Source organism: Deltaproteobacteria bacterium (genome assembly GCA_029210625.1).
Lineage (GTDB): Bacteria > Myxococcota > Myxococcia > SLRQ01 > SLRQ01 > JARGFU01.
Window position 1 is genome coordinate 204,238 of record JARGFU010000001.1, and the last position, 17,310, is coordinate 221,547.

A 17,310-nucleotide genomic window follows, 5' to 3' on the forward strand; every position below is an offset into this window, starting at 1 on the left:
GGCCGGGCCCGCTCCCGGCTCCCCCGGGCTATCACCCGGGTGCGACTACGCGATCCAATCTACCGCCCCGCGATCGAGCGTTTCAACTGCAACCAGACAGGAAGCCCAGAAGCCGCTTGACAGATCACCTCCGGGCCCTAGCAGAGACGGATCCGTCCGGGGCCGCCGACCGGGGTCGTGACGCGATCACCGGTAGTAGGTACGCTGCCGCGCGCCATGTTCCGCCCGATCCCACTCCTCCTCGTGCTCGCCCTCTCGCTCACCGCGGCGCCGGCCCTCGCCCAGCAGGTCGCAGGCCCGCGCGCCCTGGGGATGGGCGAGGCGCACCGCGGCGTGGGGCTGGGGAACGACACCCTCTTCCTCAACCCGGCGGGGATGAGCCTGGCGCCCCGCTACGTGATCGAGAGCTTCTTCCGCCACGACAGCGGGACGAAGGCGAGCCTCTTCTCGATCTCGCTGATCGACAGCAAGTCGGGGCCGGTCGCCGGCGGGCTGGCCTACACCTACGAGTGGGTCGGCGAGGAGAGCTCGGTGCGGGCGGGCAGCCGGGTCGACATGGGCTCGTCCTACGCGCTGGCCAAGTTCCTGCTCTTCGGCATCACGATGCACTACCACGGCCTGCAGACCGCCGAGGGGCAGGTCAACCGGGTCACCGGCGACACCGGCTTCCTGATCGTGCCGGCCAGCTTCATCTCCATCGGCATCACCGGGCACAACGTCATCAACCCGGTGCCCGAGACCAACGCCGCGCCCCGGATGTTCGGCGGCGGCATCAACCTGCGCATCGTCCCCGGCCTGAACCTGGCCTTCGACTGGCGCAAGAGCGTGGAGATCGAGGGCAAGCCCGCGGCCTACCACTTCGGTGGCGAGTACTACCTGGGGCAGTCCTTCCCCATCCGGGCCGGCTACACCTCCGATGAGGTCCTCGACCAGCAGCGCTGGAGCCTGGGCCTGGGGGTCGCCCTGCCCTCCTTCGGCCTCGACGTCTCCTACTCGAGGACGATCCGCAGCACCGATCGGGTCCAGGTCTTCGCGGTGGGCATCTACCTGGTGCTCTAGAGGGGGTTCGCATGATCTCGAAGCGCTGGTCGCCGCTCCTGCTCGCCCTCCTGGTCGGGCTCCTCTCCTGCTCCCGGAAGGAGCCGCCGGCCCCGCCGCCGGAGGTGGACGCCGGCCCCGCCGAGCCGGTGGAGGTCATCACCTTCGCCGCGGATCAGCTCTCCAGCTTCGGCCAGCTGCCGAAGCGCCGCGACCGCAAGGACAACCCGATCAGCCGGGAGAAGATCGCGCTGGGCCGGATGCTCTACTTCGACGCCCGCCTCTCCCGGGAGGGCGATCTCGCCTGCAACACCTGCCACGCCCTCGACGCTCACGGCGTCGATCCCCGTGGCGGCGTGCGGGCAACCATGGGGCACCCGGGCCAGACGGGAGAGCGCAACGCTCCGTCCGTCTACAACGCGGCCGTGCACTCCCGGCTGCTCCGGGACGGCCGGGAGAGCACCGTCGAGCTGCCCCTGGCGGATCCCGAGGCCACGGTGGCGGCGCTTCGCGCGATCCCCGGCTACGCCGAGCGCTTCGCCGCGGTCTTCCCGGGTGAGGAGGAGCCCATCACGCCGCAGAACGTCTCCTTCGCCCTCGGCGCCTTCCTGCGAGGCCTGATGACGCCCTCCCGCTTCGACGCCTACCTCGGCGGCGACGCCGAGGCGCTCACCCTCGAGGAGAAGCGGGGCCTCAAGACCTTCCTCGCGCTGGGCTGCCCCACCTGCCACAACGGGGTGGCCCTCGGCGCGACCTCCCTCCAGCCCCGCAGCCCGGGGGGAGAGGCGCCGGAGAAGCTCGAGACGCCGAGCCTGCGCAACGTGGCGAAGACCGCGCCCTACGGGCACACCGGCGAGGTCGCCTCCCTCGAGGCCATGGTCCGCCGGATGGCGGAAGAGCGGCTGGACGGGAAGGCCCTCGACGAGGCCCAGGTCGAGTCGCTCCTGACCTTCCTCGAGGCCCTCACCGGCGAGCTGCCCGCGGACTACATCGCCAGACCGGAGCTCCCCGCGGCCCCGGACTGATCCCCGAGGAGATCGTTCAGCCCGCATGAGCCTCCCCGAACGCATCGGCCGCTACACGGTGGTCCGCCCGCTGGCCAGCGGCGGCATGGCCGAGGTCTTCCTCGCCCGGCAGACGGGCCTGCGGGGGATGGTGAAGCACGTCGCGGTGAAGCGGATCCGCCCCGAGCTGACCACGCGCTCCGAGATCGTCGACGTCTTCCTCGACGAGATCCGCCTCACCGCCGACATGGCCCACCCGAACGTCGTCAGCCTCTACGACGCGGGGGAGGAGGACGGCACCTACTTCCTGGCGATGGAGCTGGTCGAGGGCGCCGATCTGCGCCGGCTCCTCTCCCGCGCCCTCCTCGAGCGCCGCGAGGACGACCCCGGCGGCCTGCCCCTGCCCTTCGTGCTGCGGGTGGCCTCGGAGGCCGCGCACGGCCTCCACTACGCTCACACCCGGGTCGGGCCCGGCGGCGAGCCCCTCGGGCTCGTCCACCGGGACGTCTCTCCGAGCAACCTGCTGGTGGGCTACAGCGGCCTGACCAAGGTCGTCGACTTCGGGGTGGCCCGCCTCCTCGACGCCACCGGCCGGGCGCAGCAGGCGCTGCGCCTGGGCAAGCTGGCCTACATGTCGCCGGAGCAGAGCGCCGGCGAGGCGCTCGAGCCCACCTCCGACCTCTTCTCCCTGGCGGTGGTGGTCTGGGAGCTCTGCACCGGCCAGGCTCTCTTCGCCCGGGACTCGGAGACCGAGATCATCGACGCGGTCACCTCCTGCCAGCTGCCGGCCGAGGGCTTCTCTCCCGGCCTCCCGCCCGCGCTCGAGGCGCTCCTGCGCCGCTGCCTGCAGCGCCGCCCCGAGCAGCGCCTGCAGAGCTGCGAGGCCTTCGCCGACGCCCTCGACGCGCTGGCCGCCAAGATCGGGGCCTGCACGGCCGCCGAGGCGGGCCGCCTCGTCGCGCGCCTCTGCCCCCGGGAGGAGCCGGCCGGGGAGGCGCTCCCCGCCCCGGCCCCGGCCCCCGACGCACCGGTGGAGCCCACCGCCCTCGACGTCTCGGATCGCACAGAGATCGAGCGCCCGCTGGGGAGCACCACCGCCCTGCGCCACAACCTGCCCTCGGTCTCCGCCGACTTCATCGGCCGCAACACGGATCTCGATCGGCTGGAGGCGGCCCTGGGGGGTCCCAGCGCCTGGGTGACCCTGGTGGGCCCGGGCGGGGTCGGCAAGACCCGGCTGGCCCTGCGCCACGCCGAGCTGCAGATCGGCGCCTACCAGGCCCCCGGCGCCGGGGTCTGGTTCTGCGACCTCACCGAGGCCCGGGACACCGAGAGCATCTGCCGGCTCCTCGCCACCACCCTCGAGATCACCCTGCGGGCCGAGACGATCGAGGCGTGGGCCGAGGGGCTCGGCGCGGCGATCGCCCGGCGCGGCCGGATGCTCCTGGTCCTCGACAACCTCGAGCAGGTCGCCCCGGCGGCGGCCGGGCTGCTGGCGCGCTGGCTGGACCAGGCCGAGGGGCTCCACGTCATCGCCACCTCGCGCCGGCCCCTCCACGGCCGGGGCGAGGCCGTGCTCGAGCTCGAGCCCTTGCCCACCGGTGGTGAGCGGCCCGAGCTCGGCGACGCCTACCGCCTCTTCGTGGACCGCGCGGCGCGCAGCCGCCCGGACTACCGGCCGAAGCCCCAGGAGGTGCCGACCATCGCCCGCATCGTCGAGGCCCTCGAGGGGCTGCCCCTGGCCATCGAGCTGGCCGCGGCGCGGATGAGCATCCTCGGCACCGAGCAGATCCTGGAGCGCCTCTCCTCGCGCTTCGCCCTCCTGCGCCGCCCGGGCAGCGCCGCCGGGCCCGCCCGGCAGCAGACCCTCGCCGCGACCATCGCCTGGTCCTGGGAGCTCCTCGAGCCCTGGGAGCGCGCCGCGCTCGCGCAGGCCACCGTCTTCCGCGGCGGCTTCACCCTCGAGGCCGCCGAGGCCGTCCTGGACCTCTCCGCCTTCCCCGAGGCGCCGCTGATCATCGACGTGGTGCAGAGCCTCAAGGAGCACTCCCTCCTGCGCACTCGCACCGCCCACCGGCTGCTCCAGCCCCGCTTCCAGCTCTACGAGAGCGTGCACGAGTACGCCCGCGGCCACCTCGCCCCCGAGCAGGCCGAGCAGGCCAGCGAGCGCCACGCCCGCCACTACGGCGCGCTGGCGCCGGCCCTGGCCGCGGTGGCGGACCGCGGCGAGGGCTTGCGGGCGCTGCCCCGGCTGCGCGCGGAGCTCGACAACCTCCTGGCAGCCGAGGAGCACCTCGCCGGGCGGGACGAGGCCGGCCGCTGCCGCATCCTCCTCTCGATGGATCCGGTGCTCCACCGCGGCGTCCCCGCCGCGCGCTGGATGGCGCTGCTCTCGGAGGCGGTGGAGGCCGCGCGCCTCGCGGACGACCCCGGCCTCCTGGCCCGGGCCCACGCCCTGCGGGCGCAGGCGATCCGCTTCTCCGGCCGCTTCAGCGACGCGGTGGAGGAGGCCTTCGTGGCGCGCGAGCTCGCTCGCCGGGCGAAGGATCGGGAGACGGAGGGCAACGCCCTCTCCCTGGCCGGCTTCCTGGCCGGCGAGCAGGGGGAGTTCGAGCTGGCCCGCGCCCGCCTGGACGAGGCCCTCGAGCTCCTGGCGGACGAGAAGGATCCGGCGCACCTGGCCCTGGCCCACGGCCGCCTGGGCATCGTCGAGGCCAAGACGGGGGATCTGGCGAAGGCCCGCCCCCACTGGGAGCGCTCGGTCGAGCTCTTCGAGCGGGCCGATCACCCCACCGGCCGCAGCAACAACCTCCAGAACCTGGCGCTGATCATCCAGCACGAGGAGCCCGAGCTGGCGCTGAAGTACTACGAGGACGCGGTCGCCATCTTCGTGAGCCTCGGGGATCGGCGGGCGGAGGCCTCCTCCCTCAACAACGTGGGCACGGTCCACATGGACCTGGGCAACCTCGACGAGGCGCGGCGCTGCTACCAGCGCATCCTCTCGATCGTCGAGCGGCACGAGGCGCCGGGGAGCGAGGCGATCTGCCTGGCCAACTACGTCATCCTCGAGCACCTCGCCGGCCGCCTCGGCCTCGCCCGGCAGTACGCCGACCGGGCCCTGGAGGTCGCGGCGAGGATCGGGGACGCCTGGCTCACCGGCCTGGTCCGCGCCCACCTCGCCGCGGTGGAGGCCCGCCAGGGCAAGGTCCGCCTGGCCCGGGAGGCCTTCGAGCGCTCGCGGCAGGAGCTGGACGCCACCGGCACCACCTTCTTCGATGACTCCTTCGAGGTCCTCGAGGGCCTCCTCGACGTGGCCCGGGCCCGGGAGGCCGCGGGGAGGGGCGACGGCCGGGCGACCTCCGAGCACCTCGAGGCCGCCCGGGCGAAGCTGGCCGCGGCGACCACCCCGGACGCCGAGGGTCGGATCCCGGCCGAGCACGAGTCGGATCTGCGGCTCTGCAGCCGGCTGCTCGCCGCCGCGCTGGCCGAGATGGACTGACGCCGCGTTGTGAAGCCAGGGGGTCAGGGCTATAGTGCCGGCCCGGGCTGATCCTCACTCGAAACGCTCACCCACGTGCAGACGATCGTAGTCATCCCGGCGCGCCTAGATTCGACCCGTCTGCCCGAGAAGCCTCTTCTCGACCTCGGTGGGCGTCCGCTGATCCAGCACGTCCACGCCCGCGCGACGGCCGCCTCCCGGCCCTCCCGGGTGGTGGTCGCCACGGACAGCCCGCGGATCCTCGAGGCGGTCGAGGCCTTCGGCGGCGAGGCGCTGCTCACCTCGAGCGACTGCGCCTCCGGCACCGACCGGGTGGCCGAGGCCGTCCGCCAGCTCGAGGCGCGGGGTGAGCGCTTCGACGCGGTGGTCAACCTCCAGGGCGACGAGCCCTTCATCGAGCCGGGCGCCATCGACGCGGCCTGCGCCGCCCTGGCCCCGGAGGCCGGCGGCGGCAAGGCCCCCATCGCCACCCTCGCCCGCGCCCTGCGGCCGGGAGAGCTCGCGGACCCCTCCGTGGTGAAGGTGGTCACCGACGCCGCGGGCCTCGCCCTCTACTTCTCCCGCGCCCCCCTCGGGCAGGACCGGGAGCGGCCCGGCGAGAGCCTCGCCCGGGCGCACCTCGGCCTCTACGCCTACCTGCGCGAGGCCCTCATCGACTTCTCCGGGCTCGCCCCGACGCCGCTCGAGCAGGCCGAGCGCCTCGAGCAGCTGCGCGCCCTCGAACACGGGCGACGGATCGCCGTCGCCGACACCGAGTGGATGCCCGCGGGCATCGACACCCCCGAAGATCTCGAGCGCGCACGTGCCGCCCTCGCACGCAAGGAGTGAGCAAGAACCATGGGACGTAAAAAGAAGAAGTTCGTCTTCGTGACCGGCGGCGTGGTGTCGTCCCTGGGCAAGGGCCTGGCCGGCGCCTCCCTCGGGGCGCTCCTCGAGAACCGGGGCCTGAAGGTGGCCCACGCCAAGCTCGACCCCTACCTGAACGTGGACCCGGGCACGATGAGCCCCTTCCAGCACGGCGAGGTCTACGTCACCGACGACGGCGCCGAGACCGATCTCGATCTCGGGCACTACGAGCGCTTCACCGAGGCCCGGCTCTCCCAGCGCTCGAACACCACCAGCGGCCGCATCTACGAGAGCGTGATCCGCAAGGAGCGCGCCGGCGAGTACCTCGGCAAGACCGTCCAGGTGATCCCCCACGTCACCGACGAGATCAAGCTGGCCATCCACCAGGCCATCGACGACGAGGACATCCTCATCTGCGAGATCGGCGGCACCGTGGGCGACATCGAGTCGCTGCCCTTCCTCGAGGCCATCCGGCAGTTCCGCTACGAGGTCGGAGAGGACAACGTCCTCTACATCCACCTCACCCTGGTGCCCTACATCAAGGCCGCCGGCGAGCTGAAGACCAAGCCGACCCAGCACAGCGTGCAGAAGCTCCGGGAGATCGGCATCCAGCCGGACATCCTGCTCTGCCGGGTGGAGGGCGAGCTCGATCAGGACCTGCGAAGGAAGATCGCCCTCTTCACCAACGTGAGCCCCGAGAGCGTCTTCGCCTCCCAGGACGTGGAGAGCATCTACGAGCTGCCCCTGGCCCTGAAGAAGGAGGGCCTCGACGACCGCATCGCCGAGCTGCTCAACATCTGGAGCCGGGCCCCGCGCCTCGAGCGCTGGGAGACCATCGTCGACAAGATCAAGCACCCCAAGGGGGAGGTCGAGATCGGCGTGGTCGGCAAGTACGTCGAGCTGATCGAGAGCTACAAGTCGCTCAACGAGGCCCTCACCCACGGCGGCATCGCCTCCGACGTCCGGGTGAACCTGCGCTACGTCGAGGCCGAGGCGATCGAGGTCGAGGGCGCCGCCGCCATCCTCCAGGGCGTCGACGGGGTGCTGGTGCCGGGCGGCTTCGGCAAGCGCGGCACCGAGGGCAAGATCACGGCGGTGCAGTGGGCGCGGGAGAACAAGATCCCCTTCTTCGGGATCTGCCTCGGCCTGCAGATGGCGGTCATCGAGTACGCCCGCAACGTGGTGGCGCTCGAGGGCGCCCACAGCGTCGAGTTCGAGGAGGCGTGCGCCCACCCGGTGGTCAGCCTCATGGAGGCCCAGAAGGAGATCACCGACAAGGGCGGCACCATGCGCCTGGGCGCCTACCCCTGCGCGCTGAAGCAGGGCTCCCGGGCCCGCGCCATCTACGGCGGCAAGGAGCTGATCTCCGAGCGGCACCGGCACCGCTTCGAGGTGAACAACGACTACCGGACCCAGCTGGAGGAGGCCGGCATGGTCTTCTCGGGGCTCAACCCGGATCTGGACCTGGTGGAGATGGTCGAGCTCCCCGATCACCCCTACTTCGTGGCCTGCCAGTTCCACCCCGAGTTCAAGTCCAAGCCCTTCCTGCCCCACCCCCTCTTCTCGGCCTTCGTCGGCGCGGCCCGGGACACCCAGGAGGCCCGCCAGGGCGAGAGCGGCCCCACCCTGGTCCACGGATGAGCGGGGCCATCCAGCTCGGCCCCCACCCCTGCGGGGGCGGCGCCCCCCTGGTGCTCATCGCCGGCCCCTGCGTCGTCGAGGAGGCCGGGCTCACCCTGCGCATCGCCGAGCGCCTGAAGGCCATCGCCGGGGCGCGGGGCGTGCCGCTGATCTTCAAGGCGAGCTACGACAAGGCCAACCGCACCAGCTCCGAGAGCTTCCGGGGCCCCGGGATGGAGGAGGGCCTGGAGGTCCTCGCCCGGGTGAAGGCGTCCTTGGGGCTGCCGATCCTCACCGACGTCCACCTGCCGGAGCAGGCGGCGCAGGCGGCCGAGGTGGCGGACGTGCTGCAGGTGCCCGCCTTCCTCTCCCGCCAGACCGACCTGATCCAGGCCGCGGCCGCCACCGGCCGGGCCGTGAACCTCAAGAAGGGGCAGTTCCTGGCCCCCGAGGACATGGCCCACGCCATCGCCAAGGCCCGGGCCGCCGGCGCGAAGAACGTGATGGTCACCGAGCGGGGGACCACCTTCGGCTACCACGACCTGGTGGTCGATCTGCGCGGGCTGGTCACGCTGCGCGCGCTGGGGGTGCCGGTCTGCTTCGACGCCACCCACTCGGTGCAGCGCCCGGCCGCGCAGGGGCACGCCACCGGCGGCGACCGCACGCTGGCCCCGGTCCTGGCCCGCGGGGCGGCGGCGGTCGGCATCGACGCCCTCTTCGCCGAGGTCCACGAGGATCCCGACGCGGCCCTCTCCGATGGCCCCAACTCCCTGACCTACGCGCTCCTCGAGCGGATGCTCGACGAGGTGCTGGCCGTCCGCGCTGCGCTGCGCGAGGTGCAGCCGTGAGCGAGCTCTCCCCGGAGGTGCGTGAGCGCGCGGCGAAGATCGAGCTGCTGGTCCTCGACGTGGACGGGGTCTTCACCGACGGCCGCCTCTGGTACGGCCCCGAGGGCGAGGCGCTGAAGGCCATGGACGTGCGCGACGGCCACGGCCTGGTGATGCTGCGGGAGTGCGGTCTGAAACTCGCCGTGCTCTCGGGGCGGCCGCAGCCCCTGCTGAAGAGGCGCTTCGAGGAGCTGCGCTTCACCAAGGTGGTCGAGCGCTGCATCCGGAAGACCGAGGCCATCGCCGAGATGGCCGGCGAGCTCGGGCTCGAGCTCACCCAGGTCGCCTTCATCGGGGACGATCTCAACGATCGGGGCGCCCTCGAGTCGGTGGGCCTCTCCTGCGCTCCGGCCGACGCCGCGCCGGAGATCCGCGCGCTGGTCCACCACGTCTGCGCCGCCAGCGGAGGACGGGGCGCGGTGCGAGAGGTCTGCGAGGTGATCCTGAAGGCCCGCGGGCAGTGGCCGCCCTGGTGAGCGGCGGCACCCAGGCCTCCCCCCGGCTGGCGACGGTGGCCGGGCTCTGCATCGGCCCCTGGATCCTCTACGCCCTCCTGGTGCCCGGCGGCACCTTCGGCTGGGTGGGCTTCGGCCTCGACGCGCTCGCGCTCGTCCTGCTCGCGGCCTGCCGGGGCCGGGGGGTCCCCCTCTACCGGCCGCCGCTCGTGCGGCTGGCCCTGGGCGGGGTCGCGCTCTCGGCGCTGCTGCGCTTCGGCGTCCTTCCCTTCGCCCTGCATGGCCCGACCGAGGAGGGCGCCCCCACGATGGAGGCCTACGGCGAGGCCCTGGAGTCCACCGTCGCCCTCCTGCTGGGCGTCAGCCTCCTCCACCACCTCACGGTGGGGCTCTTCGCCCTCCTGCTCCTCGTCGCCCTCGTGCGGGCGAGCCGCCCCGAGGGCTGAGGCCTCAAGCCGGATCGACGACGGTCGCGATCTCGAACTCGGGGGGCTCGAGGATCGTCCGCTTCACCAGGCACTTGTTGGCCACCCGCTGGAGGGCGGTGTGGTACTGCTCCGGGAAGCCCGGCGGGACGTGGATGTCGATCTTCACCCGCGAGAGGAGCTTGGTCTCGGGATCTCGCTCGGTGGTCTGGGTCAGGGAGATCCCCTCGGTGGGGAGCTCCCGGGCCTGACAGAAGCCGAGGACGTAGATGCCGGCGCAGGTGGCGAGGGAGGCCAGGAAGGTGGCGAAGGGCTCGGGGGCGCTCGCCTCCCCGCCGCCGGCCACGCTCTGGTCGGTCTGGATGGTGAACCCGTCGAAGTGGGCATCGACGCGCTTTCCGCCCGGGAAGCTGACTCTCATCTCCATGGCGGGTGGGAGCCGGCGAAGAAACATTTGGGTTCAGGGCGCCGCAGCCGCTACCCTCGCGCCAGCCCCCGGAACATGAGCACCCCCCCGTGAGCTTCGTGGAGACCCTGAGAGACCGGGGTCCCGTGCGCCCGGAGATCGCCGAGGTCCGCGAGCGCCTGCTCCACGGACTCCTCCTCCTCTTCACGGTGCTCGGGTCGGCGCCCTTCCTGGTGGGCGTCCACATGACCCTGAGGGCGGGTGAATTGCTCTTCACCCTCCTCTACGCGGGGCTCTTCCTCTCGATCCTGGCCTGCACCCTCCTCCGGCGTCACATCCCCTACACCCCGCGCGGGGTGGTGGTCCTCATCGCGGGCATGGGCATCGGGGCGGTGACCCTCTTCCAGATGGGGCTGGCGGGGATCGGCATCGAACTGGTGACGGTCTTCTCGGTCTTCGCGGCGATCCTCTTCGGCTTGCGGGGCGGGCTCGCCCTGGTCGTCCTCTCCGTGCTCGCCATCTCCGCCGCGGGCTTCGCCCACGTCAGCGGCCTGGTGACCCCCCCGCCCTCGGCCCTCGCGTCCTCGCTCGACGGCCTGGCCTGGCTGAACGCGGGGCTCGTCTTCATCATGCTCGCCCTGGGGATGATCTTCTCCTCGGAGATCTTGCGGGGGCGGCTCGAGGTGGCGCTGAACACCGAGACCCAGAAGACCGACGCCCTGCTGGTGGCCAACCTGGCCCTGCGGGAGGCCGAGCGCGCCACCGGGGAGAGCGAGCGGCGCTTCCGGGAGCTGGCCGAGCTGCTCCCCGAGTCGGTCTTCGAGACCGACCTCCAGGCGAGGCTGACCTTCGCGAACCAGGCGGCCTTCACCACCTTCGGCTACGAGCCCGAGGACCTCGAGCGGGGCCTCACCGCCCTGGACATGCTCGATCCCGGCGAGCACCCGCGGGCGATGGACCAGATCCAGCTGGCGCTGGGGGGCGAGGGCCTCGAGCTGCGGGAGTACCTCGCCCGGCACAAGGACGGCACCACCTTCCCGGTGCTGATCCGCTCGGCCCCCATCGTGGCCGAGGGCCGGCCGGTGGGGCTGCGGGGCTTCATCATCGACATCTCCGAGAAGAAGCAGGCGGAGGCCCGCTTCCACGCCGCCCAACGGATGGAGGCCGTGGGCACCCTCGCCGGCGGCATCGCCCACGACTTCAACAACCTGCTCATGGGGATCCAGGGGCGCGCCTCCCTCCTCGAGCGAGGCGAGGGGCTCTCCGAGGACCAGCGGCGGCACCTCGCTTCCATCGAGGCCCACGTGGAGAGCGCCGCCGGGCTCACTCGCCAGCTCCTCGGGCTGGCGCGGGGAGGGAAGTACGAGACCCGCGCCACCGATCTCAACGCCCTGCTCGAGCGGACCCTCGACCTCTTCGGCCGCACCCACAAGAACCTCGAGCTCGAGCTCGACCTCGCCGCGGCGATCTGGTCGGTGGAGGTGGACCGCACCCAGCTCGAGCAGGTCTTCCTGAACCTGCTCTTGAACGCGGCGCAGGCCATGCCCGGGGGCGGCCGGGTCTCCCTGACCACCCGCAACCTCCGGCTCGAGGCGCAGCAGGCCAGGGACCTGGGGCTCGGCGCCGGACCCCACGTGGAGGTGATGCTCCGGGACACCGGCCCCGGCATGGACGAGGCGATCCGGGAGCGGATCTTCGAGCCCTTCTTCACGACCAAGGGCCCGGGCCTCGGGACGGGGCTGGGCCTCGCCTCGGCCTACGGCATCGTGAACAACCACGGAGGCTCTATCGAGGTGGAGAGCACGCCGGGCGAGGGGAGCACCTTCCGGATCCTGCTCCCGGCCCGGGAGGGGCACGCGCCGGAGCCCGGCCCCCGCTCCGCCGACGAGCTGCCCCGGGGGGACGAGGCCCTGCTGCTGGTGGACGACGAGCAGCTGATCCTCTCCTCCACCACTCCTCTCCTGAAGGTGCTCGGCTACGAGGTGACCTGCGCGAGGGGCGGGCTCGAGGCCATCGAGATCCCCGAGCAGAGCCCCGGGAAGTTCGCGCTGGTCATCCTCGACATGGTCATGCCCGAGGTGAACGGCGCGGCCACCTTCGAGCGCATCCAGCGGCTCCCCGATCCCCCCAGGGTCCTGCTCTCCAGCGGCTACTCGAGCGAGGGGGCGGCCGCCGAGCTGCTGGCGAAGGGCTGCGCCGGCTTCCTGCAGAAGCCCTACCGGGTGCAGCAGCTCGCCGGGAAGCTGCGGGAGATCCTGGACGCGAAGGAGGGAGCGTGAGCCGCTTCATCGACGAGGGCACCACCCTCTACGACTTCATGGATCAGGTCCTGGTCGTCTGCCCCCGCTGCGCCGCGGCGGCCACCGTGAGCCGCCTGGGCGACGACACCGGCAGCCGCCTGACCTGCGGCGCCTGCGGGCACGCCCGGGCCAGCGCCGACTCCCGGGAGGCGAGCGCCGAGGCCCTCGGCCGGGTGAAGGAGAAGGGCGTCGTGCGGGCCCGCTGCCCCCGCTGCCGGAAGGTCACGGTGAAGGAGGCCCACTTCCCGCTGGTGCCCGAGCGCGAGACCCTCGTCTGCGCCTGCGGCGCCACCTTGCGAGCCCACGGCCTGGGCGGCTACCCGCCCGCCGGGAGGGCCACCGATCCCTTCTTCGGCCTGCCCCTCTGGCTCTCCCTCGAGCGGGAGCTCGGTCACCTCTGGGCGCTCAACGGGGAGCACCTGGCCTGGCTGAAGGCCTACGTGGCCGCCGACCTGCGCGAGCAGCGCGCGCCGAACCACCACAACCTCGACGTGGTCCTGCCCGCCTGGATCAAGAGCGCGAAGCACCGCGCCGCGGTGCTCGCGCTCATCGAGAAGCTGGAGGCGAAGCTCGCCGAGGCGAGCCCGCCCTAGATCTTGTCGACGGCGGCCACGAGCTTCGCCCGGACCTCTTCGGCCACCGCGGCGATCTCGGGCGAGGCGTCGCCGGCGCTGGCCATCATCGCGATCGGGTCGATGGCCGAGACCACCGTCTTGCCCTCGTCGGTCTCGTAGACCAGCACGTTGCAGGGCAGGAGCAGCCCGATCTCCAGCTCGGCGGAGAGCACCTTGTGGGCGAAGGGGGGGTTGCAGGCGCCGAGGATCTTGTAGCGGCGGAAGTCGACGTCGAGCTTCTTCTTCAGCGTCGCCTTCACGTCGATCTCGGTGAGCACGCCGAAGCCCTCGGTGGACAGCGCGCCGGGCACGCGGGCCAGCACGGCCTCGTAGTCCTCGTCGAAGATCCGCCGGATTCCCATGTTCTCCATGTTCTTCTCCTCGGTTGGGGGCCAGCCTCGCTGGGCTCCCTCCACGTTAGGGTCGTTTGGCGGGTGAGAGCAGCTCCCGGCCCGGAAGGATTCGCCTACCAGCTTCCCTGGACGCGCTTCAGCATCTCGTAGGGGTAGCCCAGCTCGAAGTCGCTGGCCTCCTCGAGACGCCCGAGCTGCTCGTCCGAGAGCTCGAGGTCGACGGCGCCGAGGTTGTCCTCGAGCTGCTCGACGGTCCGCGCGCCGACGATCACCGAGCTGACCGTGTCCTGGTGGAGGAGCCAGGCCAGCGCCACCTGGGCCGGCGAGTGCTCGGTCTCTCCTGCCACCTCGCGCAGGGCGTCGATGATCTTCCAGTTGCGCTCGTCGTCGAAGCTCTCGTAGCGCTTGGCCCACTTCTCCAGCCGGCTGCCCGCCGGCGCCACCTCGCCCTTGCGGTACTTGCCCGAGAGGAAGCCGCTGGCCAGCGGCGACCAGGGGAGGATCCCCAGGCCGTGGTGCCGGCAGAGGGGCACGTGCTCCCGCTCGAGGCCCCGGTGGACCAGGCTGTACTGGGCCTGGAGGGTCACGTAGGGCGACCAGCCGTGGGTGCCGGCCAGATCCAGGCTCTCCACCAGGCGGTAGGCGGCGTAGTTCGAGCAGCCCAGGTAGAGGACCTTGCCCTCGCGCACCAGGTCGTCGAGCGCCCGGAGGGTCTCCTCCTCCGGGGTCTCGATGTCCTGCATGTGGATCTGGTAGAGGTCGACGTGGTCGGTGCCCAGGCGGCGGAGGCTACCCTCGATCGCCCGCTTGATGTAGCGGCGGGAGGCGCCGGTGCCGTTGGGGCCCTCGCCCATCCGGAAGCGGAACTTGGTGGCGAGCACCGTCTCGTCCCGGGCGCTGCGGTCGGCCAGCCACTTGCCGACGACCTTCTCGGCCAGGCCGTCCTGCCCGTAGACGTCGGCCACGTCGATGAAGTTGATCCCGGCCTCGCGGGCGCGGTCCATGATCTCGAAGGAGACCCCCTCGCTCGCGCTGACCTGATGCATGAAGCTCTGGTCGTCCGCCTCGCCGAAGGTCATCGCGCCCAGGCAGAGGCTCGAGACCTTCACCCCGCTGCGTCCCAGCTGCCGGTATTCCATCGCTCGTCCCTTCTCAACGATCGGGTTGCCTCGGTGTATGGTCCTGCGGCACCCCCGGGTCAAGGAGGGACCATGCCCATCACCCTGCTCCGCGCCGCGCTCCCCGCCCTGCTCCTGCTCTCGCTCGTGGGCTGTCGAGAGAAGGTCAGCTCCCGCACCGTCACCTCGGGTGAGCTCTCGGTGGAGCTCCCGGAGGAGGGCGGCCTGCGCGTGATGCGCGGCGACACGTTGCTGCTCGGCTCCCCCGCGAGCGCCGACCCCACCCTCGACGAGCGCAACCGCCGGGGCGCCGCCTTCGCCCCCTTCGCCCTGGCCGAGACCAGCTTCCTGGAGGTCGAGGAGTTCTACGGCTTCCACGACTTCGACGAGGACGTGGAGCCCTTCGTCTCCCTCGTGCCCACCGACCTCCTCGTCGACGGCGCCCGGATGCTCTTCTCCTTCGAGGGGGGCGGCGACGGCGCGATCACGATCCACGACGACGGGGCGATCCAGATCCACTGGACCGTGCCCGAGACGCGCGGCGACCGCCTGGCGATGAGCTTCGACTGCGTCCCCGACGAGCGCTACTTCGGCCTGGGCGCCCAGGTCAGCGCCGAGCACCGGGGCTGGCGGGTGCCGATCTGGACCACCGAGCAGGGCGTGGGCAAGGACGATCGCGGTGAGCCCCAGACCCTCTTCGGCGTCATCGGCCGCTACTACGACAGCTACGCGCCGGTGCCCTTCGCCCTCTCCTCCCGGCCTCTGGGGATCTGGCTGGAGGGGACCGACCGCAACTTCTTCGACCTCTGCGACGACGCCGACCGGCTCCGGATCGAGAGCCACAGCCCGGGCCGCGACTTCGACCTGTGGATCGCCGCCGGCGAGACCATGGCCGAGAGCCACGCGGTCTTCACCGCCCGCACCGGCCGCCCCGAGCCGGTGGCCCGATGGACCTTCGCCCCCTGGGCCGACACCTTCGGCGGCCCCACCGGCATCGCCGACGCGCTCGCCCTCCTGCGCGATCGCGACATCCCCACCTCGGCGATCTGGGCGGAGGACTGGGTGGGCACCCTCGACGCGCTGGGCGGTGAGCACCTCGCCTACGACTGGGAGGAGGATCCCGCCCGCTACCCCGACCTGGCCGGCACCGCCGACGCGGTCCACGCCGCGGGGATGCGCCTGCTGGTCTACCTGAACCCCTACGTCCCGCGGGACGCGAGCACCCGGACCCCGCTCTTCGAGGCGGGCGCCCTGGCCCGGGACGCGCAGGGCGGCGTCATCGAGCTGGCCTTCCCCTTCGGCGAGCCCCCCGCCTACTACGACATGACCCGCGCCGGCGCCCGGGAGATCTTCCACGGCTACCTCCAGCGCGCGGTGGCCAAGGGCGTGGACGGCTGGATGGCCGACTACGGCGAGGAGTTCCCCTTCGAGGCCGTCGCCGGCGACGGCCGGCCCGGCTCGGAGGCCCACAACGCCTACCCCTCGATGTGGGCCCGGGAGAGCACCGACTACTGGCGGGCCGAGCGCCCGGACGACGACTGGGCGATCTTCACCCGCTCCGGCCACACCGGCGTCGCCGCCGACACCCACATCCACTGGCTGGGCGACCAGCTCACCTCCTTCGATCGCAACGACGGCTTCGGCTCGGTCCTGCCCCTCTACCTCTCGGCCGGCCTCTCGGGCATCGCCCTGACCCACTCGGACGTCGGCGGCTACACCAGCGTGCCGGGCAAGGAGCGCACCTTCGAGGTCTGGGCGCGGTGGCTGGCCTTCGAGGCCTTCACCCCCTTCCTGCGCACCCACCACACCTCCTCCCCGGCCGCGGCCGTCCAGTGGTGGACCGACGACACCACCCTCGCCCTCTACGGGAGGTACGCCCGCTGGCACCAGCGGCTGATGCCCTACTTCGCCGGCGTGGTCGGCGAGGCCGTCGCGGGCGGCGTGCCCGCCGTGCGGCCGGTCTGGTGGGGGAACGAGGGCGAGGAGACCCTCCTCGACATCGAGGATCAGGTCCTCTGCGGTGGCGACCTCCTCCTCGCCCCGATCGTCACCGAGGGCGCCACCGAGCGCAGCGTCTCCCTCCCGCCGGGCCGCTGGCGGCGCTGGAGCGACTTCGCCTCTCCCCTGGGCGCCGCCGAGCGCGGCACCGTGCAGGCCACCACCGCCATCGAGGACGCCTCGGTCTGGGTGCGGACCGGCGCGGTGATCCCGCTGCTCCCCGAGGACTACGAGAGCCTGATCGTCCCGCGCGGCGAGCACGCGCAGCCCACCGCCGACGTCACCCTGGCGCCGGCGAGCCTGGACCACCTCCTGCTGATGGTGGTCGGCGGAGGCAGCGGCCAGCAGACCCTCGGCGGCTATGGCCTGCCCGAGGTGAGCTTCGACTGGCAGGGTGAGGCGATCACCTCGGGCCCCTTCACCCGGGTGCTCAACGGCGCCGGCGACCTGCCGGCCTGCGGCAGCCCGGCCGAGCTCGACTGCATCGAGGGCGACCTCGCCCGCCTCGGCCCGACCTCCCTCGCCGGGACCATCGACATCCGGGCCGCGAGCGGCAATGGCCTGCTCACCGTCAGCGGCAGCGGCCTCGCCCGCCTCGACCTCCAGCTGCGCTAAACCAGAGATCATGATTCCCGAACAGCGGATGGCGCCGCGGACGTGCCCGGATGCAAGGAAGGGTGAGGGAGCCTAGCCTTAGCTAGGTGACCGAGGCCTGACGCCGCAGGCGGGTGCGGCCTGCAAGCCAAACGT

General features: G+C 72.3%; 14 protein-coding genes. 11 read left to right on the top strand and 3 right to left on the bottom strand.

Annotated features, from left to right (window positions below; all coding sequences use genetic code 11):
* Positions 1-216 precede the first annotated feature (216 nt).
* The 8 genes from P1V51_00930 to P1V51_00965 all read left to right on the top strand — a co-directional run bounded on the left by P1V51_00930 (position 217) and on the right by P1V51_00965 (position 9,792).
* A complete protein-coding gene (locus tag P1V51_00930) occupies positions 217-1,059 on the top strand; it encodes a hypothetical protein (protein MDF1561570.1) in 843 nt (280 codons plus the stop codon).
* 11 nt (positions 1,060-1,070) lie between these two features.
* A complete protein-coding gene (locus P1V51_00935) occupies positions 1,071-2,063 on the top strand; it encodes a cytochrome c peroxidase (protein MDF1561571.1) in 993 nt (330 codons plus the stop codon).
* Positions 2,064-2,088: 25 nt separating this feature from the next.
* Positions 2,089-5,538: a protein kinase gene (locus tag P1V51_00940; GenBank protein ID MDF1561572.1), complete on the top strand. Its 3,450-nt coding sequence runs from the start codon at positions 2,089-2,091 to the stop codon at positions 5,536-5,538.
* A gap of 75 nt (positions 5,539-5,613) precedes the next feature.
* Entirely contained in the window at positions 5,614-6,366 is a 753-nt protein-coding gene (gene kdsB, locus P1V51_00945) for a 3-deoxy-manno-octulosonate cytidylyltransferase (GenBank protein MDF1561573.1), read from the top strand.
* Positions 6,367-6,375: 9 nt separating this feature from the next.
* Positions 6,376-8,025, top strand: a complete 1,650-nt coding sequence (locus tag P1V51_00950) for a CTP synthase (protein ID MDF1561574.1) — start codon at positions 6,376-6,378, stop codon at positions 8,023-8,025.
* Positions 8,022-8,852 (top strand): 3-deoxy-8-phosphooctulonate synthase, encoded by an 831-nt coding sequence (kdsA, locus tag P1V51_00955; GenBank protein MDF1561575.1) that lies wholly within the window; start codon positions 8,022-8,024, stop codon positions 8,850-8,852. The genes P1V51_00950 and kdsA overlap by 4 nt, the downstream gene beginning before the upstream one ends.
* Positions 8,849-9,367, top strand: coding sequence for an HAD hydrolase family protein (locus P1V51_00960; GenBank protein ID MDF1561576.1), 519 nt, complete (start codon positions 8,849-8,851; stop codon positions 9,365-9,367). The genes kdsA and P1V51_00960 overlap by 4 nt, the downstream gene beginning before the upstream one ends.
* Positions 9,352-9,792, top strand: coding sequence for a hypothetical protein (locus P1V51_00965; GenBank protein MDF1561577.1), 441 nt, complete (start codon positions 9,352-9,354; stop codon positions 9,790-9,792). The genes P1V51_00960 and P1V51_00965 overlap by 16 nt, the downstream gene beginning before the upstream one ends.
* A gap of 4 nt (positions 9,793-9,796) precedes the next feature.
* Here the strand turns inward: P1V51_00965 and P1V51_00970 are convergent, their stop codons facing one another.
* Positions 9,797-10,192 carry an OsmC family protein gene (locus P1V51_00970; protein ID MDF1561578.1) on the bottom strand — a complete coding sequence of 132 codons (396 nt, stop codon included), beginning with the start codon at positions 10,190-10,192 and terminating at the stop codon, positions 9,797-9,799.
* Between the two features lie 131 nt (positions 10,193-10,323).
* Between P1V51_00970 and P1V51_00975 the strand changes: the two genes are divergently transcribed.
* Together P1V51_00975 and P1V51_00980 are read left to right on the top strand one after the other, a co-directional pair.
* Entirely contained in the window at positions 10,324-12,456 is a 2,133-nt protein-coding gene (locus P1V51_00975; protein ID MDF1561579.1) for a PAS domain S-box protein, read from the top strand.
* Positions 12,453-13,070, top strand: a complete 618-nt coding sequence (locus P1V51_00980; GenBank protein MDF1561580.1) for a hypothetical protein — start codon at positions 12,453-12,455, stop codon at positions 13,068-13,070. The genes P1V51_00975 and P1V51_00980 overlap by 4 nt, the downstream gene beginning before the upstream one ends.
* On the opposite strand, the gene P1V51_00985 is transcribed toward P1V51_00980, so the two are convergent.
* Both P1V51_00985 and P1V51_00990 read right to left on the bottom strand, forming a co-directional pair.
* On the bottom strand, positions 13,067-13,462 hold the full coding sequence (locus P1V51_00985) for a DUF302 domain-containing protein (protein ID MDF1561581.1): 396 nt from the start codon (positions 13,460-13,462) through the stop codon (positions 13,067-13,069). The genes P1V51_00980 and P1V51_00985 overlap by 4 nt on opposite strands.
* A gap of 95 nt (positions 13,463-13,557) precedes the next feature.
* Positions 13,558-14,583: an aldo/keto reductase gene (locus P1V51_00990; protein MDF1561582.1), complete on the bottom strand. Its 1,026-nt coding sequence runs from the start codon at positions 14,581-14,583 to the stop codon at positions 13,558-13,560.
* A gap of 72 nt (positions 14,584-14,655) precedes the next feature.
* On the opposite strand from P1V51_00990, the gene P1V51_00995 reads away from it, so the two are divergent.
* On the top strand, positions 14,656-17,175 hold the full coding sequence (locus P1V51_00995; protein MDF1561583.1) for a glycoside hydrolase family 31 protein: 2,520 nt from the start codon (positions 14,656-14,658) through the stop codon (positions 17,173-17,175).
* Positions 17,176-17,310 lie beyond the last annotated feature (135 nt).

Bases quoted from the DNA above. Each gene is read 5' to 3' on its own strand.
- P1V51_00930 (MDF1561570.1), top strand. From the start codon at position 217: ATGTTCCGCCCGATCCCACTCCTCCTCGTGCTCGCCCTCTCGCTCACC.
- P1V51_00935 (MDF1561571.1), top strand. From the start codon at position 1,071: ATGATCTCGAAGCGCTGGTCGCCGCTCCTGCTCGCCCTCCTGGTCGGG.
- P1V51_00940 (MDF1561572.1), top strand. From the start codon at position 2,089: ATGAGCCTCCCCGAACGCATCGGCCGCTACACGGTGGTCCGCCCGCTG.
- P1V51_00950 (MDF1561574.1), top strand. From the start codon at position 6,376: ATGGGACGTAAAAAGAAGAAGTTCGTCTTCGTGACCGGCGGCGTGGTG.
- kdsA (MDF1561575.1), top strand. From the start codon at position 8,022: ATGAGCGGGGCCATCCAGCTCGGCCCCCACCCCTGCGGGGGCGGCGCC.
- P1V51_00970 (MDF1561578.1), bottom strand. From the start codon at position 10,192: ATGAGAGTCAGCTTCCCGGGCGGAAAGCGCGTCGATGCCCACTTCGAC.
- P1V51_00985 (MDF1561581.1), bottom strand. From the start codon at position 13,462: ATGGAGAACATGGGAATCCGGCGGATCTTCGACGAGGACTACGAGGCC.
- P1V51_00990 (MDF1561582.1), bottom strand. From the start codon at position 14,583: ATGGAATACCGGCAGCTGGGACGCAGCGGGGTGAAGGTCTCGAGCCTC.
- P1V51_00995 (MDF1561583.1), top strand. From the start codon at position 14,656: ATGCCCATCACCCTGCTCCGCGCCGCGCTCCCCGCCCTGCTCCTGCTC.